This is a genomic window from Streptomyces sp. NPDC059142, from assembly GCF_042755665.1.
GTDB lineage: Bacteria > Actinomycetota > Actinomycetes > Streptomycetales > Streptomycetaceae > Streptomyces.
Window position 1 is genome coordinate 54602 of sequence record NZ_JBHZDA010000016.1, and the last position, 22139, is coordinate 76740.

20 protein-coding genes and 1 pseudogene are annotated in these 22139 nt (G+C 73.6%); 13 read left to right on the forward strand and 8 right to left on the reverse strand.

Annotation, left to right across the window (positions count from 1 at the left end):
* The first annotated feature begins 48 nt into the window (after nucleotides 1-48).
* Nucleotides 49-1821, forward strand: a complete 1773-nt coding sequence (locus ACFXPK_RS08970; protein ID WP_385073216.1) for a hypothetical protein — start codon at nucleotides 49-51, stop codon at nucleotides 1819-1821.
* Between the two features lie 109 nt (nucleotides 1822-1930).
* On the opposite strand, the gene ACFXPK_RS08975 is transcribed toward ACFXPK_RS08970, so the two are convergent.
* Nucleotides 1931-3190: an ABC transporter substrate-binding protein gene (locus ACFXPK_RS08975; protein WP_385073219.1), complete on the reverse strand. Its 1260-nt coding sequence runs from the start codon at nucleotides 3188-3190 to the stop codon at nucleotides 1931-1933.
* A 173-nt stretch (nucleotides 3191-3363) separates the two neighbouring features.
* Between ACFXPK_RS08975 and ACFXPK_RS08980 the strand changes: the two genes are divergently transcribed.
* Both ACFXPK_RS08980 and purU read left to right on the forward strand, forming a co-directional pair.
* Nucleotides 3364-3810 carry a hypothetical protein gene (locus ACFXPK_RS08980; protein WP_385002905.1) on the forward strand — a complete coding sequence of 149 codons (447 nt, stop codon included), beginning with the start codon at nucleotides 3364-3366 and terminating at the stop codon, nucleotides 3808-3810.
* 43 nt (nucleotides 3811-3853) lie between these two features.
* A complete protein-coding gene (gene purU / locus ACFXPK_RS08985; protein ID WP_385002899.1) occupies nucleotides 3854-4768 on the forward strand; it encodes a formyltetrahydrofolate deformylase in 915 nt (304 codons plus the stop codon).
* Between the two features lie 57 nt (nucleotides 4769-4825).
* Here the strand turns inward: purU and ACFXPK_RS08990 are convergent, their stop codons facing one another.
* Both ACFXPK_RS08990 and ACFXPK_RS08995 read right to left on the reverse strand, forming a co-directional pair.
* Nucleotides 4826-6115 carry a maleylpyruvate isomerase N-terminal domain-containing protein gene (locus ACFXPK_RS08990; RefSeq protein WP_385073222.1) on the reverse strand — a complete coding sequence of 430 codons (1290 nt, stop codon included), beginning with the start codon at nucleotides 6113-6115 and terminating at the stop codon, nucleotides 4826-4828.
* A complete protein-coding gene (locus ACFXPK_RS08995; RefSeq protein WP_385002893.1) occupies nucleotides 6112-6693 on the reverse strand; it encodes a sigma-70 family RNA polymerase sigma factor in 582 nt (193 codons plus the stop codon). The genes ACFXPK_RS08990 and ACFXPK_RS08995 overlap by 4 nt, the downstream gene beginning before the upstream one ends.
* 254 nt (nucleotides 6694-6947) lie before the next feature.
* Between ACFXPK_RS08995 and ACFXPK_RS09000 the strand changes: the two genes are divergently transcribed.
* The 3 genes from ACFXPK_RS09000 (at nucleotide 6948) to ACFXPK_RS09010 (ending at nucleotide 9277) form a co-directional block, all read left to right on the forward strand.
* A complete protein-coding gene (locus tag ACFXPK_RS09000; protein ID WP_329825013.1) occupies nucleotides 6948-7322 on the forward strand; it encodes an STAS domain-containing protein in 375 nt (124 codons plus the stop codon).
* A gap of 266 nt (nucleotides 7323-7588) precedes the next feature.
* Nucleotides 7589-8119: an EF-hand domain-containing protein gene (locus ACFXPK_RS09005; protein WP_385002890.1), complete on the forward strand. Its 531-nt coding sequence runs from the start codon at nucleotides 7589-7591 to the stop codon at nucleotides 8117-8119.
* A 522-nt stretch (nucleotides 8120-8641) separates the two neighbouring features.
* Nucleotides 8642-9277: an ATP-binding protein gene (locus tag ACFXPK_RS09010; RefSeq protein WP_385073226.1), complete on the forward strand. Its 636-nt coding sequence runs from the start codon at nucleotides 8642-8644 to the stop codon at nucleotides 9275-9277.
* On the opposite strand, the gene ACFXPK_RS09015 is transcribed toward ACFXPK_RS09010, so the two are convergent.
* On the reverse strand, nucleotides 9274-10311 hold the full coding sequence (locus tag ACFXPK_RS09015) for a GlxA family transcriptional regulator (RefSeq protein ID WP_385073229.1): 1038 nt from the start codon (nucleotides 10309-10311) through the stop codon (nucleotides 9274-9276). The two genes, ACFXPK_RS09010 and ACFXPK_RS09015, sit on opposite strands and share 4 nt — an antisense overlap.
* A 59-nt stretch (nucleotides 10312-10370) precedes the next feature.
* On the opposite strand from ACFXPK_RS09015, the gene ACFXPK_RS09020 reads away from it, so the two are divergent.
* Complete coding sequence (locus ACFXPK_RS09020; protein WP_385073232.1) at nucleotides 10371-11729, forward strand: MFS transporter; 1359 nt, start codon at nucleotides 10371-10373, stop codon at nucleotides 11727-11729.
* Here the strand turns inward: ACFXPK_RS09020 and ACFXPK_RS09025 are convergent.
* From ACFXPK_RS09025 to ACFXPK_RS09035, 3 genes are all read right to left on the reverse strand, one after another.
* The gene (locus ACFXPK_RS09025; protein WP_385002878.1) at nucleotides 11704-12930 is read right to left on the reverse strand and encodes a flavin-containing monooxygenase; all 1227 of its coding nucleotides are present in this window, start codon (nucleotides 12928-12930) and stop codon (nucleotides 11704-11706) included. The two genes, ACFXPK_RS09020 and ACFXPK_RS09025, sit on opposite strands and share 26 nt — an antisense overlap.
* Before the next feature lie 109 nt (nucleotides 12931-13039).
* Nucleotides 13040-13729, reverse strand: coding sequence for a pyridoxal 5'-phosphate synthase (locus tag ACFXPK_RS09030; RefSeq protein ID WP_385002875.1), 690 nt, complete (start codon nucleotides 13727-13729; stop codon nucleotides 13040-13042).
* Nucleotides 13730-13906: 177 nt separating this feature from the next.
* A complete protein-coding gene (locus ACFXPK_RS09035; RefSeq protein WP_385002872.1) occupies nucleotides 13907-14554 on the reverse strand; it encodes a TetR family transcriptional regulator in 648 nt (215 codons plus the stop codon).
* A gap of 300 nt (nucleotides 14555-14854) precedes the next feature.
* Between ACFXPK_RS09035 and ACFXPK_RS09040 the strand changes: the two are divergent.
* The 5 genes and pseudogenes from ACFXPK_RS09040 to ACFXPK_RS09060 all read left to right on the forward strand — a co-directional run.
* Nucleotides 14855-15646, forward strand: a pseudogene (locus ACFXPK_RS09040) (VOC family protein); the annotation flags it as partial.
* Between the two features lie 354 nt (nucleotides 15647-16000).
* Nucleotides 16001-18415, forward strand: coding sequence for a PQQ-binding-like beta-propeller repeat protein (locus ACFXPK_RS09045; protein WP_385073237.1), 2415 nt, complete (start codon nucleotides 16001-16003; stop codon nucleotides 18413-18415).
* 172 nt (nucleotides 18416-18587) lie between these two features.
* Nucleotides 18588-19088, forward strand: a complete 501-nt coding sequence (locus ACFXPK_RS09050; protein ID WP_385073240.1) for a TetR/AcrR family transcriptional regulator — start codon at nucleotides 18588-18590, stop codon at nucleotides 19086-19088.
* A gap of 13 nt (nucleotides 19089-19101) precedes the next feature.
* Entirely contained in the window at nucleotides 19102-19452 is a 351-nt protein-coding gene (locus tag ACFXPK_RS09055; RefSeq protein ID WP_384999138.1) for a hypothetical protein, read from the forward strand.
* Nucleotides 19453-19471: 19 nt separating this feature from the next.
* Nucleotides 19472-20509, forward strand: coding sequence for an alpha/beta hydrolase (locus ACFXPK_RS09060; RefSeq protein WP_385073243.1), 1038 nt, complete (start codon nucleotides 19472-19474; stop codon nucleotides 20507-20509).
* 44 nt (nucleotides 20510-20553) lie between these two features.
* Here ACFXPK_RS09060 and ACFXPK_RS09065 read toward each other — a convergent pair whose 3' ends face one another.
* Nucleotides 20554-21270 (reverse strand): hypothetical protein, encoded by a 717-nt coding sequence (locus ACFXPK_RS09065; protein ID WP_385073246.1) that lies wholly within the window; start codon nucleotides 21268-21270, stop codon nucleotides 20554-20556.
* A 189-nt stretch (nucleotides 21271-21459) separates the two neighbouring features.
* Here ACFXPK_RS09065 and ACFXPK_RS09070 point away from each other — a divergent pair, with 189 nt between their 5' ends.
* On the forward strand, nucleotides 21460-22020 hold the full coding sequence (locus ACFXPK_RS09070; protein ID WP_384999093.1) for a hypothetical protein: 561 nt from the start codon (nucleotides 21460-21462) through the stop codon (nucleotides 22018-22020).
* The last annotated feature ends 119 nt before the right edge of the window (nucleotides 22021-22139 follow it).

Consider the following 22139-nt stretch of genomic DNA (forward strand, 5'->3'; position numbering starts at 1 on the left):
GGGGATGAGCCGCAGTATCCCGCCGCTCGGCCCGCGCACGAAGGCGTCGTGCTGCCCAGCGACGGCAGCGGGCCCTGGATCCCCGGCTCGGCCGCGGACCAGAACCCGCCGACGCCGGTCCCGGCCGCGCTGCCGCCGACGGGTGGCCGGCAGGACGCCCAGCCGTGGGGACAGCCGCAGCAGCCGCACCAGGCGTACGGGCAGGATCCGCACGCCCCGCATGCGCCTTACGGAGCCCAGGGCACCCCGCAGGACCCGGCGCAGGGGTACGGGGCGCCCGGGGGATCACCGTCGTACGACCAGCCCTACCAGCAGCCCTACCCGCAGGGCGGCCAGGAACCGTACGGGGCGTACGGCGCGCCGGAGCCCACGCCGTCGTACGGGAGACCGGGGGGCGCTCCGTACGACGCGACCCCGCCGCAGCAGCAGCCGTACGGACAGCCCGCGCCGCAGCCCCAGGCGCAGCCGCTGCCCCAGCCGTACGGGGAGTCCCCTCAGTACTCCGAGCCCCAGCCGTACCCCGGTTCCCCGCAGTCGCAGGGGTACGGGGACCCCGCCGGCCAGGCGCAGCCCCCGCAGCAGGGCGGCTACGGGCAGCCGATGCCGCTGCCCGCCGAGGCGCCCCCGCCCGGCAGCGCGGACGCCACGCAGTACCTGCCGCCGATTCCCGCCGCGCCCCCCGGCGCGGGCGACTCGGACGCCACCCAGTTCATACCGCCCGTTCCGCCCGCCTCGCCGGGCTCGCGGGGGCCGGGCGTCCTGCCGCCGGAGAGCCGGGACAACGGCTCCGACGCGACCCAGTTCCTGCCGCCCGTCGCGGCGCAGGGCTCCGACGCGGAGGCCACGCAGTTCATCGCGCCCGTCCCGGCCGGGCCCCCGCCCGCCGCCGCGGGCCCGGCTCCGTACGGCGTACGGCCCGGCGCGCCGGGCGACCGCCCGCCGCCCGCCGAGTTCGACAACCTCTTCCGCACGGACGGCCCGTCCTCGGGCTCCACCCAGAAGATGCCCCGGATCGAGACCCCGGCGCCGCCCGTCGGCAGCCGGCGGTCCCGGGGCGGCGGCGCCGGACAGCAGCCGCGGCAGCAGCCCCCGGCCCCCTCGTACGGGAACTCCCCGTCCTACGGGGACCAGGCCGCGCCGGGCGGTCACGCGCCGCACGAGCCGCGCGGACGCTCCGCCGGGCGCCGTACGTCCTCACGGGTCCCGCTGATCGCCACCGTCACGGCCGGCATCGTCGTCCTCGGCCTCGGCGCGGGCGCGCTGATGAGCGGCGGCGGTGACGACGCGCCCAAGGACGACAGCAAGACGGTGGCGGCGGCCAGTTCGCCCTCGGCCACCGAGTCGGCCGCCCAGGCCGCGCCGGACCCGGTGAAGACCCAGGCGACGGAGCTCGACAAGCTCCTCGCCGACAGCAGCAGCAGCCGAGAATCGGTGATCAACGCCGTCAACTCCATCAGGACCTGCGACAACCTCGGGCAGGCGGCCACCGATCTGCACGCCGCCGCCGAGCAGCGCCGCGGTCTGGTGACCCGGCTGGACGCGTTGACGGTGGACAAGCTGCCCCAGCACACCGAGCTGACGTCCTCCCTCACCGACGCGTGGGAGGCGTCCGCCTCCGCCGACGACCACTACGCGGCGTGGGCCAAGCAGGTCGGGAAGAAGAAGGGGTGCAAGGACGGCCAGGCGCGGGTGACCTCGGAGCGCTCCAAGGGCGACCGGGCGAGCGGCGAGGCGACGGCCGCGAAGAAGAAGGCGTCCGGCCTGTGGAACGGCATCGCGACGAAGTACGGCCTCACCGAGCGGGCCCCGACCCAGCTCTGAGGCCCCGGGCCGGGCGGGGAGGACACCCCCGTCCGGCCCGGCACGCGCCGTCCGGCCCGGCACGCGCCGTCCGGCCCGCGGCCCCGCCCGGCGCGCGGGGGGAGCGCGGCTACCGCGCGGGCCCCTCCAGCAGCGTCGCGCCCACGTCCACGAACCCCTCGCGCTGGCTCACCAGCCGCCCCTGCTTGACCACTTGGAACGTCACGTTCCCGTTGACGATCCGCGGGAAGTTCGGCGTCCCGAGCATGTCCTCGTACCGCCAGCGCAGCGTGGGCGTGAGACCGCCGGTGTCCACCTCCAGCCCCCGGTCCAGGGTGTCCGTGATCCTCTCGGGGGTGATCCCGCCCGTGCCGATCGACTCGACGACCTTCTTCAGCACCGTGTACGCGATCCATGTGGTCTGCGGGCCCGGGTCGGCCGGGTCGATGTCGTTGTTCCCGAAGGCGTACTTGTCGATCACGCCGCGCATCGGCCCCCACGCCCGGTCGCCGGCCACCGGGTACCAGCCGGTGAGATACGCGTTCTCGAAGATCCCGTCCTTGCCGCCCGTACGGTCGACGAGCGACTGGTCGGCGCTGCCCAGCACGGAGGAGATCCGGATGGACCGGCCGTCCTCGGGGAGCCTGCGGTAGGAGTCGAGGAAGGTCTCGGTGCGGTCCCCGAGCACCGCCGTCACACAGCCGCCGTCCCGGGCCCGCTCCCGCGCCGTCCTCGCCTGCCGCGTGTAGTCGGTGGCGTCCTCCGCCGCGCGGATGTCGGCGGCCGGACCGCGACCGCCCTGCGAGAGCCCGGCGTCGATCAGGTCGGGCAGGTTGTCGCCGCCGATCGTGTCGGGCCGTACCAGCGCCGTACGGGCGCAGTTGCGCGCGACCTGACGGCCGCTGCCCGCGAGGAGCGTGGCCTGCCCGCCGTTGACCGGGTAGGAGAGGAAGCTCGTGAACTCCTCCTCGCTGATGCCGTACCCGCCGATGTACGGGATGCCCGCGGCCTCCAGCGGCGCCATGAACTGACGTCCGAACTGGCTGTACGAGCCGACGACGGCGACGGCCTTCTCCTTCACCGCCCGCCGGGCGCACTCGGCGGCCCCCGCCGAGTCGTTGCGCTCGTTGCAGGTCAGGACGCGCAGCTCATGGCCGTCGAGGCCGCCGGCGGCGTTGACCCAGCGGGCGTACGCCTGCGCCATGGCCGGCATCCCGGGCAGATTGGTGGCGTTGGTGCCGATCGGCGCCCAGGTCATCACCGTGACCGGGGTCCGGGAGCCGCCGGCGTCGCCGGGCAGGAGTCCGCAGCCGGACAGCAGGGCGCCGAGGGCGAGCAGCGCGCCGCTCCGGAGCGGGCGGAGGGAGGAGAAACGTCGCCGACCGGTCATAGTCCCCCACGCTCCCGTCCCGCGCGGAACTGCGGAGTGAGCACGGTTCAACGGTGAGTGACGTGGAGGTGAACAACGGGGGCCCTGGGTGACATCGCCCGGCGGACCGTAAAGTCGGGGCTGTGCAGCCAGCTTCCGAGAACTCTTCCCGTCGCGGCCGTCGCTCCCCCACCATGGGCGGCATGCCGCTCAACGACATGCCGTGGTGGCGCTGGCGCAGCAATGTGCGCTCGGCGCTGCACATGCTTTCCGATCCCGTCTTCCACCAGGAGTGCTGGCTGGCCGGCCGCGAGGGGTACGGCGACGTCACCGACGCCGTGTACCGGCTGGTCGAGGACACCTGGCTCGACAACTGGTCGGCCGAGAAGTACGTCGGCACGATCTTCCGCGACTCCGGCGAGGCCGCCCTCGTCGATCTCGCCGTGCTCCGGGTGCTGCGCATCATGCACCAGGTCGGCGCGGACGCGCCCGTCTCCGCCTATCTGGAGCACCACGGCTGGCCGGAGGCGGTCCGCGCGGCCCGCGAGGCGCACGTACGGCTGGCGGCGGGCGACGGGGACGACCCGGACGCGCCGCCGCGGACCCTGGACGTGCTGCGCATCATGACGCGCTCCGGCTGAGAGCCCGCGGGGCCGGTACGGCGATGTGGGATCCTTTGTGGTCATGAGCACCGCCGCGCAGCCACCCGCCCCGTCTGCCCCGTCCGGCCGCACCGACCGCCGGGACGGCGCCGATCAGTACGTGCTGACGCTGTCCTGCCCGGACAAACAGGGCATCGTGCACGCCGTGTCGAGCTATCTCTTCATGACCGGCTGCAACATCGAGGACAGCCAGCAGTTCGGGGACCACGACACCGGGCTCTTCTTCATGCGGGTGCACTTCTCGGCGGAGGAGCCGGTCACCGTGGAGAAGCTGCGGGCGAGCTTCGCCGCCATCGGGGACTCCTTCCGGATGGACTGGGCGATCCACCGTCCCGAGGAGCGGATGCGGATCGTCCTCATGGTCAGCAAGTTCGGCCACTGCCTGAACGACCTCCTCTTCCGGGCGGGCATCGGCGCGCTGCCCGTGGAGATCGTGGCCGTCGTCTCGAACCACACGGACTTCGCCGAGCTGGCCGCCTCGTACGACATCCCCTTCCACCACATCCCGGTGACGAGGGACACGAAGGCGGCGGCGGAGGCGGAGCTGCTGGAGCTGGTCCGCGCCGAGCGGGTCGAGCTGGTCGTCCTCGCCCGGTACATGCAGGTCATCTCCGACGACCTGTGCAAGCAGCTCAACGGCCGGATCATCAACATCCACCACTCCTTCCTGCCGAGCTTCAAGGGCGCCAAGCCGTACCACCAGGCGCACGCGCGGGGCGTGAAGCTGATCGGCGCGACCGCGCACTATGTGACGGCCGACCTCGACGAGGGCCCGATCATCGAGCAGGAGGTCGAGCGCGTCGGCCATCAGGTCACGCCGGAACAGCTCGTGGCGATCGGCCGGGACGTGGAGTGCCAGGCGCTGGCGCGCGCGGTGAAGTGGCACGCGGAGCACCGGATCCTGCTCAACGGCCACCGTACGGTCGTCTTCGCCTGAGGCGTCCCGTCCGTCCCGCCCGAGCGGAAAGGACCGACGGGGCGGGCCGGCGGCGGCTCAGAGCCTGCTCATCGCCGCCGCCGCGAACAGCACGTCCCTGATCGCCTCGCGGTCGCCGTCCTGACCCGCCGCCGCGTCCTCCGGCGACACCCGCCCGGCCACCACCTGGCAGAACTCGACGGCGTCCAGCGCGACCTCGCCCACCGACAGCTCCGGGCAGCCGAGCGCCGCCGGGGAGTCCAGCGGGATGTACCAGTCGCCGCCGCCCAAGCCCTCCACCAGCAGATGCAGCGACCGGCCGGGCGAACCCGCCGTCACGAGGTGCCGCGCCGGGCCCGCCAGCCCCGCCCGGCGGCGCAGCGCGAGGGCCCCGGGCAGCAGCCGCGCGCCGAGGTCGATCATCGCGTGGAGATGGGGCCCGCTCGGCGGCTTGTACGGGTAGGCCACCGCCTCCGCGATGTCCGTGCCGTGGATCCAGCACTCGAAGGCCCGCTCCAGCAGGGCGTCGCGCAGCGGAAGGGCGAATTCCCCGTAGGTGACGGAGAGTTCGGCCACGCCCCGGCCGGCGAAGGAGACCGTACGGATCAGCGTGTGGTTCAGCTCCCGCCAGGGTTCGTGGAGCGCCCGGGTGGGCGGCGGTGTCGCCGCGCGCCAGAAGTTCTCCGTACGGTCGGTGGGGTCGGCCGGAGCGCCGTGGCCCAGCGGGTCGTCGAGCCCGAGGGCCGCCGCGACCACGCCGTCCACGGTCATGAGATGGCCCATGACCCCGGCGACCGTCGTCCTGCGGAAGGCCGCCCGCTCGTGCTGGAACCACTGGAGCCGTACGGGCGCGTGCCAGTCCTGGGGGCCGATGTCGCGCAGCAGCGCGTCGAGCCGGGCGGTCTCCGCGTCGTACGGGGCGGCCCAGCCGGGCACCGGCACGCGGGCGGGGCGACGGCCGAGACAGTCCTCCAGCACCCGGGAGCGCAGCAGCGGGTCGAGGTCCAGATTCCCCTCGGCGTGCAGCAGTCCGACGGCGTCGCGCAGCCGCAGCGCCTCCTCCGCGCAGGGCGCGCACTCGGTGAGGTGGTCCTCGACGAGTCCGGTCTCGGCGGCCGAGCAGGCGGAGAGCGCCCAGGCGCCGAGGAGCGATTTCAGGACCTTGTGGGTGAGCCGGGGTATGCCGGGCCCGGGCGCCGGCCCGGACCCCCGTACTCCTTCCGCTTCCGGCGCCCGGTCCGGCCCCGTATCCGCTTCCGGCGGGTCCAGGTCGTCGCCCGCCGGCCTCGGGCCGGGTATCCGGAGGGAGGGCGTCGGTTCGCCCGGGTCGCGGTCGCCGCGGGAGCCGCCGTCCAGCGGGCCGGTCACCGGGAGCGCCCGTGGTCCGGTGGCGGGAGGCCGTCCCCGGACCGGCTGTTGGCCGTCGAGAGCAGTTGCAGGCCCAGCCGCAGCCGGCGCCGCGCCTCGTCCTCCGTGACCCCCAGGTCCTCCGCCGTCTGACGGCAGTCCCGGCGCTGGAAGTACGCCAGTTCCAACGCGCTGAGCAGGGGCTTCGGCATCGACCTGACGATGTAGTCCGCGCGGGCCGCCGCCGAGGCCCGGCGTATCTTCTGCTCGATCTCCTCCGTGGTGCCCTCGCCGCTCGCCTCGAAAGCCCGGCGCTCCGTCTCGCGGAGCCGCCGCACGGCGAGCTCCTGTGTGACATTCGCCACCCAGGAGCGCAGGGAGCCCTGCCGGGGGTCGTAGGTGTCCGGGTTCTCCCAGAGGTGACCGAAGACGTCGCGGGTGACGCGGTCCGCCGCCTCGTCGTCGTCCAGTACGCGGTGGGCGAGGCCGTGCACCAGGGACGCGTACCGGTCGTACAGCTCACCGAGCGCGGCCGCCTCGCCCCGCGCGAGCCGCTGTTGCATCCTGCGGTCCCAGCGGGGCGGTGTGTTCTTCGCCATCCGACCCCCAGCCCTGTTCCTCTGGCCCTCTTCGGTTCCCTCATGATGCCGAAGTCGCCGCCCCGGCGTCTCGTCGAATGTAGTGGGCACCGCCGACAGCGCACGCCCCTTTGCGGTAAGTGCGCCCGGTACGACGACCGGCGCGTCCCCGTACGCCGGCCCGCGACGTTTCGCCCCCGGGGAAAGGGGCAGGGGCGACCAGGAAGCAATACTTCCGGATCGTCCCATCCGTCGAGGAGAAGGGCATCAGACGCGTGACGCTCAAGGTGAACGAGTCGGAGCAGGGCGCGTGGACCGTCCTGCACATCACCGGCGAGCTGGATCTCGTGACATCGCCGGAGGTCCGCCAGCGGGTCCATGACGCGGTGGCCGAGGGACAGCACGAACTCGTGCTCGATCTCTCGCACGTCTTCTTCTGCGACTCCAGCGGTGTCGGCGTCCTGATCGCCTCCCGCCGGCTGCTCCACTCCTGTCGCGGCAATCTCCGTCTCATCCTGCCCGCACGGGGTTCGGAGGAGGGCTCGCACGTCAACCGCGTTCTCGCGGCGCTCGGCGTACGCCGGCTCTTCGACGTCTTCCCCGATGTGCCCAGCGCCGTCGACACCCAGGCGCAACCGCTGTCGGCCTAGGGCCTCTCGTTTGGATCTTGCCGGGCTCGCGTGCCCCGGCACCGCGCCTCGCGGCGTTGTCGTCGATCCACGACGCTCCGCGTCGCCTCCCTCCTCCGCCTTGCGATCCACGGCACCGGACCCCGCTCCCTGACCCAGCCGGATCCAAACGAAAGACCCTAGCGCCCCCCCCCGCGCCGCTTCACGCCCGCTTCATCTGCGCTTTCCCCGCGGGCCTTCCGGGCAAGCGGACACACGGCGGCCCTCCGCCGTCGTACGCTCCCGGCATGGACAGCGCAGAATACGAGGGCAAGATCGCCTCCAGGTTCGCCGCATTCGACCAGGACGGCAGCGGTTACATCGACCGGGAGGACTTCAGCGGGGCGGCGGCGGCGCTGCTCGCCGAGTTCGGTACGACGGCCCGCTCCGACAGAGGTCAGGCGCTCTACAGCGGGGCCGAGGCGTTCTGGCAGGGGATGGCCGGGATCGCGGACGTGGACGGCGACCAGCGGGTCAGCCGCCAGGAGTTCGTCACGGGCGCGGTGAAGCGGCTGCGCGACAACCCGGAGCGGTTCGCGGAGATCGCCCGGCCGTTCCTGAGCGCCGCGATCGCGGTCGCGGGCGACGACGGCGCGGCGCCCGGCGCCGGCCGCACGGTGACCCCGGCCGCGGCCGAACGCGCGCTGCGGGTACTGGGGGTCGAGCCGGACGTGGCGGTGCGGGTGGCCGGTGAACTCGACGCGGACGGCGACGGCAGGATCGGCGAGACGGAGATCCTGAAGGGTTTCGCCGCGTACTACGTGACGCCGGAGCCCTGACCGGACCGGACCTCAGGGGAGTTGACCGGCCCAGGACCGGAGCCGACCGGTCCTGGGCCGGTCCGCGTCCTCTTCCGGCCGTACGGAAAGCTTTGGCCTCAACCCTCTGATGCGTCACCGTGCGTGGTGAGGGGCCGACCGTCGCGGTCGATACCGGGTTGTGTCCTTACGGTTCGCCGTCACACGCCGGAGTCACCGCCGGGCTCCGGTACGCTCCCTTGGGTGCGAGAGGCAGTGGGGCGCGAAGGGCGCGGTGTCGCCGGTACGGCGGCTCCCGCATCGCGCGTGTGCGCCGCTCGGGCGCCGCGTGTGCGCCGTACGCGCCCGTGTTCGACTCCCCGCAACGTGCGTCGCACAGTATGCACCACGCCTACTCCTTCGCGCTGGAATATGCCCGAAGCGCTTGTTGCGGTGACTGTACGTCAACCATGCTGTCCCGTAAGGGAATCACGTTGGGTGATCTCGTCGAGGACCCTGTCGAGGCGCGAGGCGATGTGTCCGCCGGTTCGGATGGTGTGAGCGGTGCAGGTGCTTCAGGTGCAGTTGGAGATCGGGCCCGACCCCGCGGAGGTGGGGCGGGCGCGCAGATGGGCCAGATCCAGGCTCGTCGGTTCGGGCTTGGGGGATGACGAGCCGGTCGCGGAGACGCTGATCCTGCTCATCTCCGAGCTGGTCACGAACGCCGTGGTGCACACCGGCTGTCCGGCCGTGCTGCGGATGCTCTTCGGCTCGGGAGCGGCGGAGGCGGGCACCGTACGGGTGGAGGTCGCCGACATCAGCGCCTGCCCGCCCCGCCCGCGCCACGCGGCGGGCGAGGACACCAACGGCCGCGGTCTGGAACTGGTCGACGGCCTCGCCGACCGCTGGGGATGGCAGCCGGAGGGCGCGGGCAAGCGGATCTGGTGCGAGGTCGACCGGGGTGCGCCGGGGTGCGCGGCGGACGGCCCCGACGAGCCCCCGGGTGCGACGGTGTGCACGACGGGCGCGGCGGGCGGCGCGGTGAGCGCCCCCGAGCCCGCTTCCCGGGCCGCCGCCGGTGCCGCCGCCGGGGCCACCGCCGGCCCCGGCGCCGCGAACGGTTCCGGTGGCTACGGCACGACGACCGGATACGGCTCCGCCCCCTGCAAACCCTCCTACGGCATCCCGCGCCCCGCCTAGGAAGTTGCCCCGAGCCGGGCAGCCCAGGAGGCGGTCGCCCGGAACGTGCGGCGGTAGACCGTCGGCGGGACGCCCAGCGCCGCCTGGAGATGCTGCCGCATCGACTGCGCCGTACCGAACCCGGCGTCCCGCGCCACCTGGTCGACCGACAGGTCCGTCGACTCCAGCAACTGACGGGCCCGTTCGATCCGCTGCCGCAGCAGCCACTGCCCGGGGCTGACCCCCGCCTCCTCGCGGAACCGGCGGGTGAACGTCCGTACGGACATGGACTCCCGCTCGGCCATGTCCCGTAGCCGGATGGGCTCGTGGAGGCGCGTGAGCGCCCAGGCGCGCGCCGCCGTGGTGGTCGCCGCGCGCGGCTCGGGGACGGGGCGCCGGATGTACTGCGCCTGGCCGCCGTCCCGGTGCGGCGGGACGACCGTGCGCCGCGCGACCTCGTTGGCGACCGCCGCGCCGTGGTCGCGGCGCACGATGTGCAGACAGAGGTCGATCCCGGCGGCCACCCCGGCCGAGGTGAGCAGATCGCCGTCGTCGATGAAGAGCACGTCCGGGTCGACCGCGACCCGGGGAAACAGCCGCTGGAAGCGGGCGGCGGAGGCCCAGTGGGTGGTCGCGGGCCGCCCGTCGAGGAGCCCGGCTGCGGCCAGGACGAAGCCGCCCGTGCAGATCGAGACCATCCGGGTGCCCGTCCTGACCCGGGCGAGGGCGGCGGCCAGCTCCTCGGTGAGCACGCCCTCCTCGTACACGGGACCCAGTTCGTACGACGCCGGAACGACGACGGTGTCGGCGGTGGCCAGCGCCTCGGCGCCGTGCTCCACCAGGATCGCGAAGTCCGCGTCGGTGGGGACCGGGCCCGGCGCCCCCGCCGTACAGGTCACCACGGTGTAGAGCCGCTCCCTCGCCGCGCCGCGGGCACGGCCGAAGATCCGCTGCGGGATGCCCAGCTCGAAGGGGATCACCCCGGGGAGGGCGAGCACGACGACCCGGTGCGGCCGGTCGGCGCGGTGCGGTGGTCGGATCGGGCCCTGGGACATGGCCCGATCCTAGCGAAGGGTGTCCGCCGGGCCACTCGTACGGCCGGGGCCCGCGCCCGATGCTGGCTGACGTGACCCAGCCAACGGATCTCTCCCCGCAGGACCGCCCGCAGGACCCCCCGGAGAACGCCCCGGAGGTCCTCCCCCAGGACCGCGCGCCGCAGGGCGTCCCGCGCGCGCCCGGACGGATCCACCGGGCGTGGTTCGTCGCCGCCGTCACCTTCGTGACGATCATCGGCGCCGCCGCCTTCGCCTCGCTCCCCGGTCTGCTGATCGAGCCGCTGCACACGGAGTTCGCCTGGTCGCGCGGGACGATCGGCTTCGCCGTCTCCGTCAATCTGGCGCTGTACGGGCTGACCGCGCCGTTCGCCGCCGCGCTCATGGACCGCTTCGGGATCCGGCGGGTCGTCGCCGTCGCGCTGACCATGATCGCGGTCGGCGCGGTGGCCACGGTCCGGATGACCGAAGCCTGGCAACTGGTGATGTACTGGGGCGTTCTGGTCGGTCTGGGCAGCGGCTCGATGGCGCTGGCCTTCGCCGCCACGGTGACCAACCGCTGGTTCGTGGCCCGGCGCGGTCTGGTCACCGGCGTGCTGACGGCCGCGGGCGCCTCCGGGCAGTTGGTCTTCCTGCCGCTGCTGTCCTGGCTGGTCGAGTCCCACGGCTGGCGCCCGGCCGCCGTCACGGTCTCGCTGACCGCCCTCGCGGTCGTCCCGTTCGTCTGGCTGCTGCTGCGCGACCACCCGGCCGACGTGGGCCTTCCCGCCTACGGGGCCACGGAGTTCACCCCGAAGCCCGCACCCGTACGGGGCGCGGCCCGGCGGGCGCTGACCGTGCTCGTGTCGGCGGCGCGCACCGGGCCGTTCTGGCTGCTCGCCGGTACGTTCGCGATCTGCGGCGCCTCGACCAACGGCCTGGTCAAGACCCACTTCGTACCGGCGGCGCACGACCACGGCATGCCCATCACGGCCGCCGCCTCGCTGCTCGCGGTGATCGGTGTCTTCGACGTCGTCGGCACCATCGCCTCCGGCTGGTTCACCGACCGCTACGAGGCGCGCCGGCTGCTCGCCGTCTACTACGCGCTGCGCGGGATCTCGCTGCTCTTCCTGCCGATGCTGCTCGCGCCGTCCGTCCACCCGCCGATGGTGTTCTTCATCGTGTTCTACGGCCTGGACTGGGTCGCCACGGTCCCCCCGACGCTCGCCCTGTGCCGTGAGCACTACGGCGAGGACAGTGCGATCGTCTTCGGCTGGGTCCTCGCCTCGCACCAGGTCGGGGCGGCGGCCGTCGCCTTCGTGGGCGGTGTGGCGCGGGACGTCTTCGGCTCGTACGACGTGATCTGGTACGCCTCGGGCGCCCTGTGCGCGGTGGCGGCGCTGATGGCGCTGGTGATCAGACGCCGGCCGGCGGTGGCGTAGCGGCCGTCTCCCGGGAGCCGCCCGCGCGGGCCTCGCCGCGGGTCCGGCGGGCGACCGCCTTCCCGATACGGTGCGCGTCGAGGGCCATCTCGCGGAAGTTGCCGCTGATCGGGTTGGTGAAGCCGGTGAAGTACAGGCCGGGCGCCTGCGCGGGGGTCCTGCGGCCGTGGGTCACGGGGCGCCCCCGGGCGTCCAGGACACCCAGATGGCCCACCAGCCCCTCCAGCGCGCGGTGGTAGCCGGTGGCGGCGATGACGGCCTCGGGGGCGAGGCGCGAGCCGTCCGCCAGGACGACCTCGTTCCCCTCGAAGGAGTCGACCGCCGCCACCGGCTCGACTCTCCCTCTCCGTACCGCCTTGATCAGCCCCACGTCCTGCACCGGGATCGCGCCCTGACGGGCCCGTGTGTAGAGCCCCGTGTCCGGGCGCGGCAGCCCCTGCGCGGACAGGTCGGGGACCGCGATCCGGCACATGAGGGAGGCTCCCGCGTCGACCAGCCGGGTCGGCAGCCTGCGGACCAGGATCCCGGTCTGCTGCGCGGGCCAGCCGAGCGTGGAGCGGCGCAGGATGTGCGGGACGGTCCTGATGGCGAGGCGCACCCGCGCCGCGCCGCCCTCGGCGAGGTCGACGGCTATCTCCGCGCCCGTGTTGCCGACGCCGACGACCAGGACGTCCTTCCCGGCGTACGGCGCGGGGTCGCGGTACGCGGCGGCGTGCAGCACCGTCCCGCCCGCCTCCTCGTACGCGGCCAGCCCCGGCCAGGAGGGCAGCCGGGGCGTGTGGTTGAAGCCGGTGGCCACGACGACCGCGCGTCCGGTCAGCTCCCGGCCGCCCGTGGCGCGCAGCAGCCAGCCGCTGGAGTCGGGGGCGGGGTCGACGCGGGTGACCTCCACACCGGTGACGATCTCCAGGCCGTGGTGGGCGGCGTACTTCTCCAGGTAGCGCACCACATCGGCGCGGGCCGGCCAACGCCCGAAGGAACGCGGCATCTTGAGCCCCGGCAGCCCGGAGCGGGCGCGGGTGGTGTGCAGCCGCAGCCGTTCGTAGTGGGCGCGCCAGGACGCGCCGACGGCGCCCGACTTCTCCAGCACGACGGCCCGTACCCCCTGTTGACGCAGGGCGGCGGCGGCGGCGAGCCCGCCGGGGCCCCCTCCGATGACATACACGGGACGGTCGTCGGTGAGGTCGAAATCGGCACACATGAAAGCTGAGCGTAAGGCCCCCGACACTTGTTGGGGTCCGGTCAAGGAGGAAACCGGTTGCGAATCGGTCACGCCCGGCGCGGCGGCGGTCGGCGGCGGGAGCGCCGGCTCACGGCCACAGCAGCTCCCGTACCCAGGTACCTTCCCGCCGGTAGCGCAGCCGGACGTGGCGGCGCCGCTCCTCGCCCTGGAAGAACTCCACCTCGTCGGGGACGAGGACGTACGCCGTCCAGGTGGGCGCCTCGGCCGCCGGGTCGCGGCGGGCCCGCTCCCAGGCCGTGCGGCTCGCCTCCGCCAGCTCGTCGGGGGAGCCGAGCACCTCGCTCTGCCGGCCCACCAGGGCGGCGGCCAGGGCGCCCGTCGAGCGGGCGTGGAGACCGGCGGCGGCGTCCGCCGGGGACGCGGTGCGCACCGGTCCTCTCAGGCGTACGGCCCTGGCCTGTGCGGGCCAGTAGAAGTTGAGGGCGGCCTCGGGGCGCGCCGCGAGGTGGCGGCCCTTGCGGCTGGTGGCGTGCGAGGCGAAGTGCCAGCCCTGGTCGTCCGCGTCGTGCAGCATCAGCGTCCGTACGTCGGGGCGGCCCCGCTCGTCGGTGGTCGCGAGCGTCATCGTGTGCGGCTCGGGCTGGTGCGCGGCCACCGCCTGCGCGAACCACCGGTGGAACAGCGTCAGCGGGTCGCCGGGCGCCGTGGCCGGGTCGAAGGCGGGCAGCGGGGCGCCGTCCGTGTCCCAGACGCGCTGGGCGCGCAGCAGGGCGCGGAAGTCTTCCTGGGGGGTGCGGGGTGCGCCGTGGTCGTCCATGCGGCCCATTCAATCCCCGGTCCGGTCCTCGCGACGGGGCGGGTGGTTCGGTGTGCGTGTCCTGGTACGGGAACGCCGACAGGGGTCGGTCGCGGACCCCTGTCGGCGTGACAGGACTGTGGAGGGGGCACGCCCGTACCGTGCCCGCCGGCCAGTGCGCCGGATCGTTTCGGCGCGTTACTTCGTGGGCTTCTTGCCGGTCATGCCGAGATGGACCAACAGGGCCAGGTTCGGCTTGAGTTCGGCCTGCTTCACGCCCCAGCTCTGGAAGCCCTTCTGGTGCGAGGCCACCGACGCGAGCATGACCACCAGGGAACCGGCCACCGCCGCCGGGCTGACGTCCTTGTCGACGCGTCCCTTGGACTGGAGCTCGGTCATCGACTCCGTCAGGGAACTGGTCACGGAGTTGAGGATCTTGAGACGGATCTTGTTGAACCGCTTGTCGCCCTCGGCCGCGCCGAGGTCGACCACACGGAGGATCGCGTCGTGTTTGCGCCAGAAATCGAGGAACCCCTCGACAAGCTCTTCCGACGTCTGCCACCCGGCCTTGCCGACCCAGGAGCGGCCGGAGACCAGAGCCGTCAATCCGGTGCCCTCCTTGGCCATTTCCTCGGCGATTTCGAGGACGGCGCCCTCGACGTCCGGGAAGTACTGGTAGAAGGTCGCGGGTGAAGTGCCCGCTTTACGGGCGACGTCGATGACTTTGACGTCCCGGTACGGCGAGGATCTGAGCATCTCGCCGAGGCAGTCGAGCAGCTTCTGCCGCGTCGCCTGTCCGCGTCGACCAGCCACGCGGCCGTCGACGGTGCGCACTTGTCCTGTCATGTCGTCAGCTTACCGAGGGGTGATCGGAGCGCGATTTGGCCGACTGCAAATGGGGAACCGGCCATCTCCCGCACGGCGGAGCGGGGCCCGTTCCACGGGTTGTGCACAGCATTAGTGTTATCAACAGCCTGTGGACAACATCGGTGGATAACTCGGGGTGGCGGCGGCTTCACCCTGGGACAATGAACCAATTGTTCGATTTCTTCGGCTTGCGTTTCCGGCCAACCCGCACGAGCTTTGCTGTGACGGGCGCCACACGCCGGTGTCATGCGCAGCGGTGCACAGGGAAGGATCCGGTCCATGGCCGCATTCGCGGAGTCCACGCCGTGCTGGGTGGACGTGTCGCTCCCCGACCTGGCGGCGGGCGAGCGCTTCTACGGGGAGCTGTTCGGCTGGACCTTCCGCCGGGGCGCGGACGAGGAGCGCGGGAGGTACGCGGAGGCGTTCAGCGAGGGGAAGCGGGTGGCGGGGCTGGCCGCCAAGCGGGACGGCAGGATGCCCACGGCCTGGGGCGTCTACTTCGCCACCGCCGACGCGGTGGCGCTCAGCGGACGGATCGTCGCGGCGGGCGGCCGGATGGTCAGGGAGCCGGTCGCGGTGGGGCGCTCCGGTGTCCTGGCGCAGGCCGCGGACCCGGCCGGCGCCGTCTTCGGGCTCTGGCAGGCGGGTGACGACGCGGGGTTCGAGAAGAAGGGCCTGCCCGGCTCCTTCTGCTGGACCGAGGTCTACACGCGGGACAAGGAGCGGGTGGACCCCTTCTACGAGGGCGTCTTCGGCTTCCGGGGCACGGACGTCCCCGGCGGGGACTCCGCCGTCGACTTCCGGATGTGGTCCCCGCCGGGCGCGGCCCCGGGCCCGGCGGGCGCCGTCGGCGGGCGCAGCGTGATCACGGACGCCTTCCCGGCCGAGCTGCCGGGCCACTTCCTGAGCTACTTCGCCGTGGCCGACTGCGACCGGGCCGCGGGTACGGCGGTCCGGCTGGGCGGCCGGATCACCGCGCCGCCCTTCCGTATCGCGTCCGGCCGGATGGCCGTCCTCGTGGACGACCAGGGCGCGACCTTCGCGGTCCTGGAGGAGGGCGGGGACGCGCCCGGGAGTGGAAAGAGCACGCCGGGGGAGGAAGAAGCGGAAGACTCGGAGCGGGCGCCGGACCGGAAAGCGCCGGAGCCGCCCCTGACGGAATCGGCCCCGGAATCCGTATCGGAGTCCGAGCCCGGCAGAAAACGGTGGCGGGGCTGGAAACGGACCGGCGAGTAGCGGACGAGGGACTTCGGCCCGCGTACCGGGGGAGAATCCCCGGTGGGCGGGCATACGGGACACACAGGTGTCCGGATCGGGACGAGACACCCCGATCCGCCCCCGGGTTCGCAACCGACGCCTCCGGCAGGAAGAATCAGGGGGCACGGGGCCGTACCTTTGTGGCCCGGACGGGGAGGTGGCAGGCAAGTGGAGCAGCTGACGCAGCACGACCCGAGGCGTATCGGCCCTTTCGAGGTGCTGGGGCGGCTCGGGGCCGGCGGCATGGGGCTGGTCTATCTCGCCCGCTCGGCCTCCGGCCGTCGCGTGGCGATCAAGACCGTGCGTACGGAACTGGCGGAGGACCAGCTCTTCCGGGTCCGGTTCACCCGTGAGGTGGAGGCCGCCCGCGCCGTCAGCGGCTTCTACACGGCCGCCGTCGTGGACGCGGACCCGCGGGCCGCGGTGCCCTGGCTGGCCACGGCGTACGTGCCCGCGCCCTCGCTGGAAGAAATAGTGAACGAGTGCGGTCCGATGCCGGCCCAGGCGGTGCGCTGGCTCGCCGCCGGGATCGCGGAGGCCCTCCAGTCGATCCACGGGGCCGGGCTCGTCCACCGCGACCTGAAGCCGTCGAACGTGCTGGTGGTCGAGGACGGCCCCCGCGTCATCGACTTCGGGATCGCCTCCGGCGCCTCCAACACCCGGCTGACCATGACGAACGTCGCGGTCGGCACCCCCGCCTACATGTCGCCGGAACAGGCCAGGGACTCGCGCAGCGTGACCGGCGCCAGCGACATCTTCTCCCTCGGATCCACCCTGGTCTTCGCCGCCACCGGCCACGCCCCCTTCCACGGGGCGAACCCGGTCGAGACGGTCTTCATGCTGCTGCGCGAGGGCCCGGACCTGACCGGACTGCCGGACGAGCTGAGACCCCTCATCGAGTCCTGCATGCAGATGGACGCCGGGCTGCGGCCCTCGCCCGCCGACCTCCAGTCGCAGCTCGCGCCCCATCTCTTCGCCTCGGGCGGCGACGACAGCGGTACGGCGTCGGCCTGGCTGCCGGACTCCGCCACCGCGATGATCGAGCGCCGCCGCAACGGGGGCCGGATCGCCGCCGTCGCGCGCCCCGCCCTGCCCCCGCAGCCCCCGCACCAGCCGCCGCGGCCCCCGCAGGCGCCCGACTGGGACGCCGCCTGGCGCCCCGACGGCGGCCGTCCCGCCGTCCGGCCCGCGGCCCACCCGCAGGGCGCCGCGATGGCCGCCGCCGCGCCGTCCAGCCCGGTCCAGCTCCCGGGCGCGCCGGTCCCGATCGGCCCCGGCCCGCGCGTCGGGGACGCGCACGCCGTCGCGGACGCCGGTCCCGCCACCGGCTGGATCCGCCCGCCCGCCGGGCTGAACGGGGCGGACCCGGCGCACGGCGCCGCGCCGCACCCGCCCGTACCGCCGCTGCCCGCGCCCACCCAGCCGCCGGACGCGGTGGCCGAGGCGCAGCGCTGGCGGCCCTGGCGGTTCCGGATGTCCAACGACGTCTGGGGAACCCCGGTCGTCGACGGGGACCTGCTCTACGTCACGTCCTTCGAGGTGCACGCGCTGGACGTGGGCAGCGGGCGCCGTCAGTTCAAGACCCGGGACGTGGCCTGGGCGATGGCGGTCTCCGACGGCCGTATCCACGCCTCGGACGGGCCGACGCTCTACGCGCTCGACAGCACGACCGGCGCGGAGCGCTGGCGGCTCCAGACCACCTCCTGGGTGTACTCCCTCAAGGTCGACCGCGGCACGGTCGTCACCGGCACGCGCGGCGGCGGCGTCCAGGCGTGGGAGGCGTCCACCGGCGAGCGGCTGTGGGAGATCGCGGGCGCCCAGACGGACTTCGAGACCCCGGAGTCGGGCCCCACGATCCACGACGGCACGGTCTTCGTGTGGAAGGACGCCCGGCTCCAGGCGCTGGACGCGCGCTCCGGCGCCGAGCTGTGGTCGTACCCCATCGGCGACGCGGCCTCCTGCGGCGGCGTACCGGTACGGGTGACCCCCGCCTCCGACGGCCGGCTGTACGTGGCGGCGGGCACCCGTGTGCTCTGCGTCGACCTCGCCGCCGGCCATGTCCGCTGGCACTTCGAGGCGCCCGCCGTCTTCCTCTCCCCGCCCGCCTTCGCGCCCGGCCCGGCCGTCACCGGCGGCGGTGTCTACCTCGCCGACTACCTGGGCACGGTGTACGCGCTCGACGCGGCCACCGGCAAGGACCGCTGGCGCATCGCCACCGAGTCCCGCCAGTCGATCGAACCGGCCCTGGTCGCCGACGGCAACGTCCATGTCGGCAGCGGCAGCGCGCTCTACACCCTGGACGCGGTCACCGGCACGCCCAAGTGGCGCTTCGCGGCGGGCGGCGAGGTCATCGGAGCCCCGGTCGTCGCCGACGGCCGGCTGCACTTCGGCTCGGCCGACCACGCGCTCTACACCCTGGACGCGAGCGGCGGTCAGCTCCGCTGGAAGCTCGCGACGGGCGGCGAGATCACCGGGTCGCCGGTGGCGCGGCGCGGCGTGGTGTACGCGTGCAGCAAGGACCGCTGCGTGTACGCGCTGGACGCGGTCAAGGGCACGGCGACGGGGCGCGGTTCGCGGACCTAGGCCCTTTCGGGTCTCCCGCCGCCGCCCGCCGCCCCTCACCCACCCTTCACCACCCACCCTTCACCACCCACCACGCGTGCCGTGACCGCGGCACGCGGGGCGGGTGTGGTCGGCGGTATTTGAGGAACGATCGTTCTTGACTGATCGTTCCTCAACTGGCTATGGTCAATTCATGGGCAGGCCAAGGGCGTTCGACGAGGACGAGGCGGTGCGCGCCGCCGTGAAGTTGTTCGGCAGCCGCGCGTACGACGGGGTGTCCGTCGACGATCTCGTCACCCACCTCGGCGTGCACCGCAACAGCCTGTACAAGACCTTCGGCAGCAAGCGCGGCCTCTATCTGGTCGCGCTGCGCCGCCATCTCGCCGACGATGTCCGTCCCTTGGCCGACGCGCTCGCCGGGGCACCGGACGCCGCGACCGCGCTGCGGCTCATCACCTCCGCCGATCTCGGGCTGCTGCTGCTCGCGGCGGTCGAACGGGCAGCGGCCGACGACGAGGTCGCGGCCGAGGTGGCGACCGCGCTCGGCACCGTCGACCGGGCCGTCGCCGACGCGCTCGGCGTCCCCGCCGAACTGGCCGCCGCCCTCACGGCCGCCGCGCTGGGCATCCTCCTGCGCGGCGACCCCGACGGCGTCGGGACCGCCCTGTCCCGACGCCTCGATCCTCTCGCCTGACAAGGAGACCGACATGGCACTGGTGCGCATCGACGGCGACGACCTCGTCGTCGTGATCGAGGGTCTCCACAAAGTCTGGGCCCTGAAGAGCAGTCTGACCGTCCCGCTGGCCAACGTCCGCGGCGCGACCGCCGATCCCGGCATCATCGCCGATCCCAAGGGGATCCGCGCGCCCGGCGCCCGCGTGCCCGGCGTGATCACGGCGGGCACGTTCCATCTCGACGGCGAGAAGGTCTTCTGGGACGTCCGGGATCCGTCGAAGACCGTCGTGGTCGAACTCGCCGACGAGCACTACGCCCGTCTGGTCCTCCAGGTCGAGGACCCCCGCGCGACCGTCGCGCTGATAGAGAACGCCCTCACCTGAGCTGAGAAGAGGCAGACCGATGTTCCTCCGTTTCGCCGCGGCCGTACTGGCGTTGACCGTCGTGACCGTCACCCCGGCGGAGGCGGTTCCGGCCCTCGTGCCGGCCGCCGATCGCGAGGTCGTCTTCACCGTCGACGGGACGACCACCTACGGCACCCTGCACGTGCCCGCCCATCGCGTCGGGCAACGGCTGCGGGCGGCGCTGCTGCTGCCCGGCAGCGGCCCCACCGACCGCGACGGCGACCAGCCGCCCGCCTCCCGCCCGCGCACCCTGGCGCAGTTGGCCGACGCGCTCGGGGACGACCGGGTCGCCACGCTGCGATTCGACAAGTACGGCACCGGACGCACCGGGCTCGGCGCCTACCGCGACCGCCCGGAGGAACTCGACTACCCGGCGTTCGTCCGCCAGGCCGGCGCCGCCTACGAGGCGTTGCGCGACCAGCCGGAGACCGACCCGCGCGGGCTGCTGGTCGTCGGGCACAGCGAGGGCGCGATGACCGCGCTGCTGCTCGGCGGCACCGCCCGCCCGCGCCCGGCCGGCCTGGCGCTGCTGCAACCGCAGGCGATCCGCATGCTGGACCTGGTGGCGCTGCAACTGCACGCCCAGACCGCGGAGGCGGTCCGGCAGGGCCAGTTCACCCCGGAGCAGCAGCGTGCCATCGACGCGGCGATCGACGCCGCCGTCACGGCCCTGCGCGAACGCCGGCCCGTCGACACCACCGACCTGCCGCCCGTGCTCGCCCAGCTCTTCCAGGCCTTCCAGGGGCCGAGCGCCCGGTTCGTGGAGAGCGACGACGCCGTCTACCCGCCCGACACCGCGGCCGCGCTCCGGCCGGGCACCAGGACGCTGCTGACCTGCGGCACGAACGACGTCCAGGTCCCCTGCGCGACGACCGACGCCCTGACCGCCGCCCTGGGCCGCGCACAGGTCGCGGGTCCCGGCCGGGTGCCGCTGCCCGGAGTGGACCACCTGATGCACGACGCCGACCACCCGGACACCCTCGCCCCGGCCGTGCTGGACGCCGTGCACCGGTTCACGGGCGGGGCGCGGCCCTAGCCCACGAGGCGTCAGCGGTCCGGGGGTCCCAGCGGTACGAGGCGTCAGCGGTGCGGGTCGTCGGGACGGGCGGCGCGGCCGGTGCCGGGGGTGCCGTTCTCCTCGTACCACCGGCCCGTGGTGGGCAGGGACTGCGTGTCCCCGTCGCGCGTCCGCGGCCACGGGTCCTCCTCGTACCTCCCCGGGTCCTGGCCCTGGGGCCCGTACCCCTGCTGCTGCCCGTAGCCCTGCGGCTCGTAGGGCCGGGGGTCGTACGGCTGCGGGTCGTAGGGCTGGGGCTCGTAAGGCTGCTGCTCGTACGGCGGGGGCTCGTACGGCTGCGGCTGCTCGCGGTCCCGGCGCCCGGCGCGCCTCCGGCCGGACATCAGGGCCGCGGCCAGCAGCAGCGCCACCCCGCCGCCCGCCGTGTACGCGACGCCGACGCCCAGGCCCGAGCCGTTCCCGCTGATGACCAGCGAACCCGCCGCCTGCCCCTGACGCACCATCCACAGCACGGTGAAACCGAGGACGATCACCCCGGCCAGCGCCACCAGCACACGCGAGCGCGCCACCACCCCGGCCAGGGTGACCAGAGCGGCGAAGGCGAAGGGCAGCAGGATCGAGGTGAAGATCCCGGCCCCGTTCGCGGTGACGCCGTCGAAGAGGTCGGCGACGCGGTAGTCGTGCCCGATCCGCCCCTCGTACCAGGAGTGGAACGGCCCGAGAACAGCCGCGGCGGCCCCGGCGAGAGCGAGGATCGAACCGAAGATGTTGCGGACCATCGCCCGGCCTCCTTGGCTGTGCGGAACCCTGCTCCAGGTGGAGACGCTACGCCGGGTGGCCGGCGCGCGCCATGCGGCGCCTGCGGCTGTCCGCGCCCGCTGCTAGGGTGTCGCGCGCACTTGACAGGTTCATGGGCTTCTCGGCAGGGCCGGGGGGTCCTACGTGTCCAACGGGGGAGTGACTCGGCCTTGATACGTCGACGTCTGAAGTTCGCGGCCGTACTGGTCGTGGTGGTGCTGGCACTGACGGGGTTCTCGTCGGCCAAGTCCGGCAAGGGGAGCGGCAGGGGGAAGTCGGGAAGCAGCAGCGGGGGCAGCAGCGGCGGGGGCTGCTCGAACTCGAAGAAGAGCAACGGTTCGTCGGGGTACGACTCCGGCTCGCGCTACAACTCCCAGAACGACCACGGCGACGAGAACGGCTCGTCCGACAGCGGCTACGGCGACCCGACCCCGACCGCCGCCGCCTCGGGCGGGGTCCAGGCGCGGATCGTCGGCTGCGCCCACCAGGGCAAGGGCAAGCGCAAGGCCGTCACGTACGCGACCGTGCGGGTGGAGACCCCGGTCGGGGCGGCCGACCGCTACGACATCGACGTGACGTTCACCGACGCGAGCGGCCGGGTCGTCGACTCCGGTGAGACGGAGGTGGACCTGGAGAGCGGCGGGACGACGACGGTCAAGGTGGCCATGGACAGCCCGCGCCAGGTGTCACGCGTGAAGAAGTGCACGGTGAGCGCGGCGCTCGACACCTGACCCGGTGATCCGGCGGCCCGGCCGCCGGCGGGGGTCAGGGAAGACGGGGAGGGGCGGGGGGGATGCCCGGCCGGTGGGGTTTAAAAAAAATGAGCGGCCGAAGATAATTTTTGTGGTGT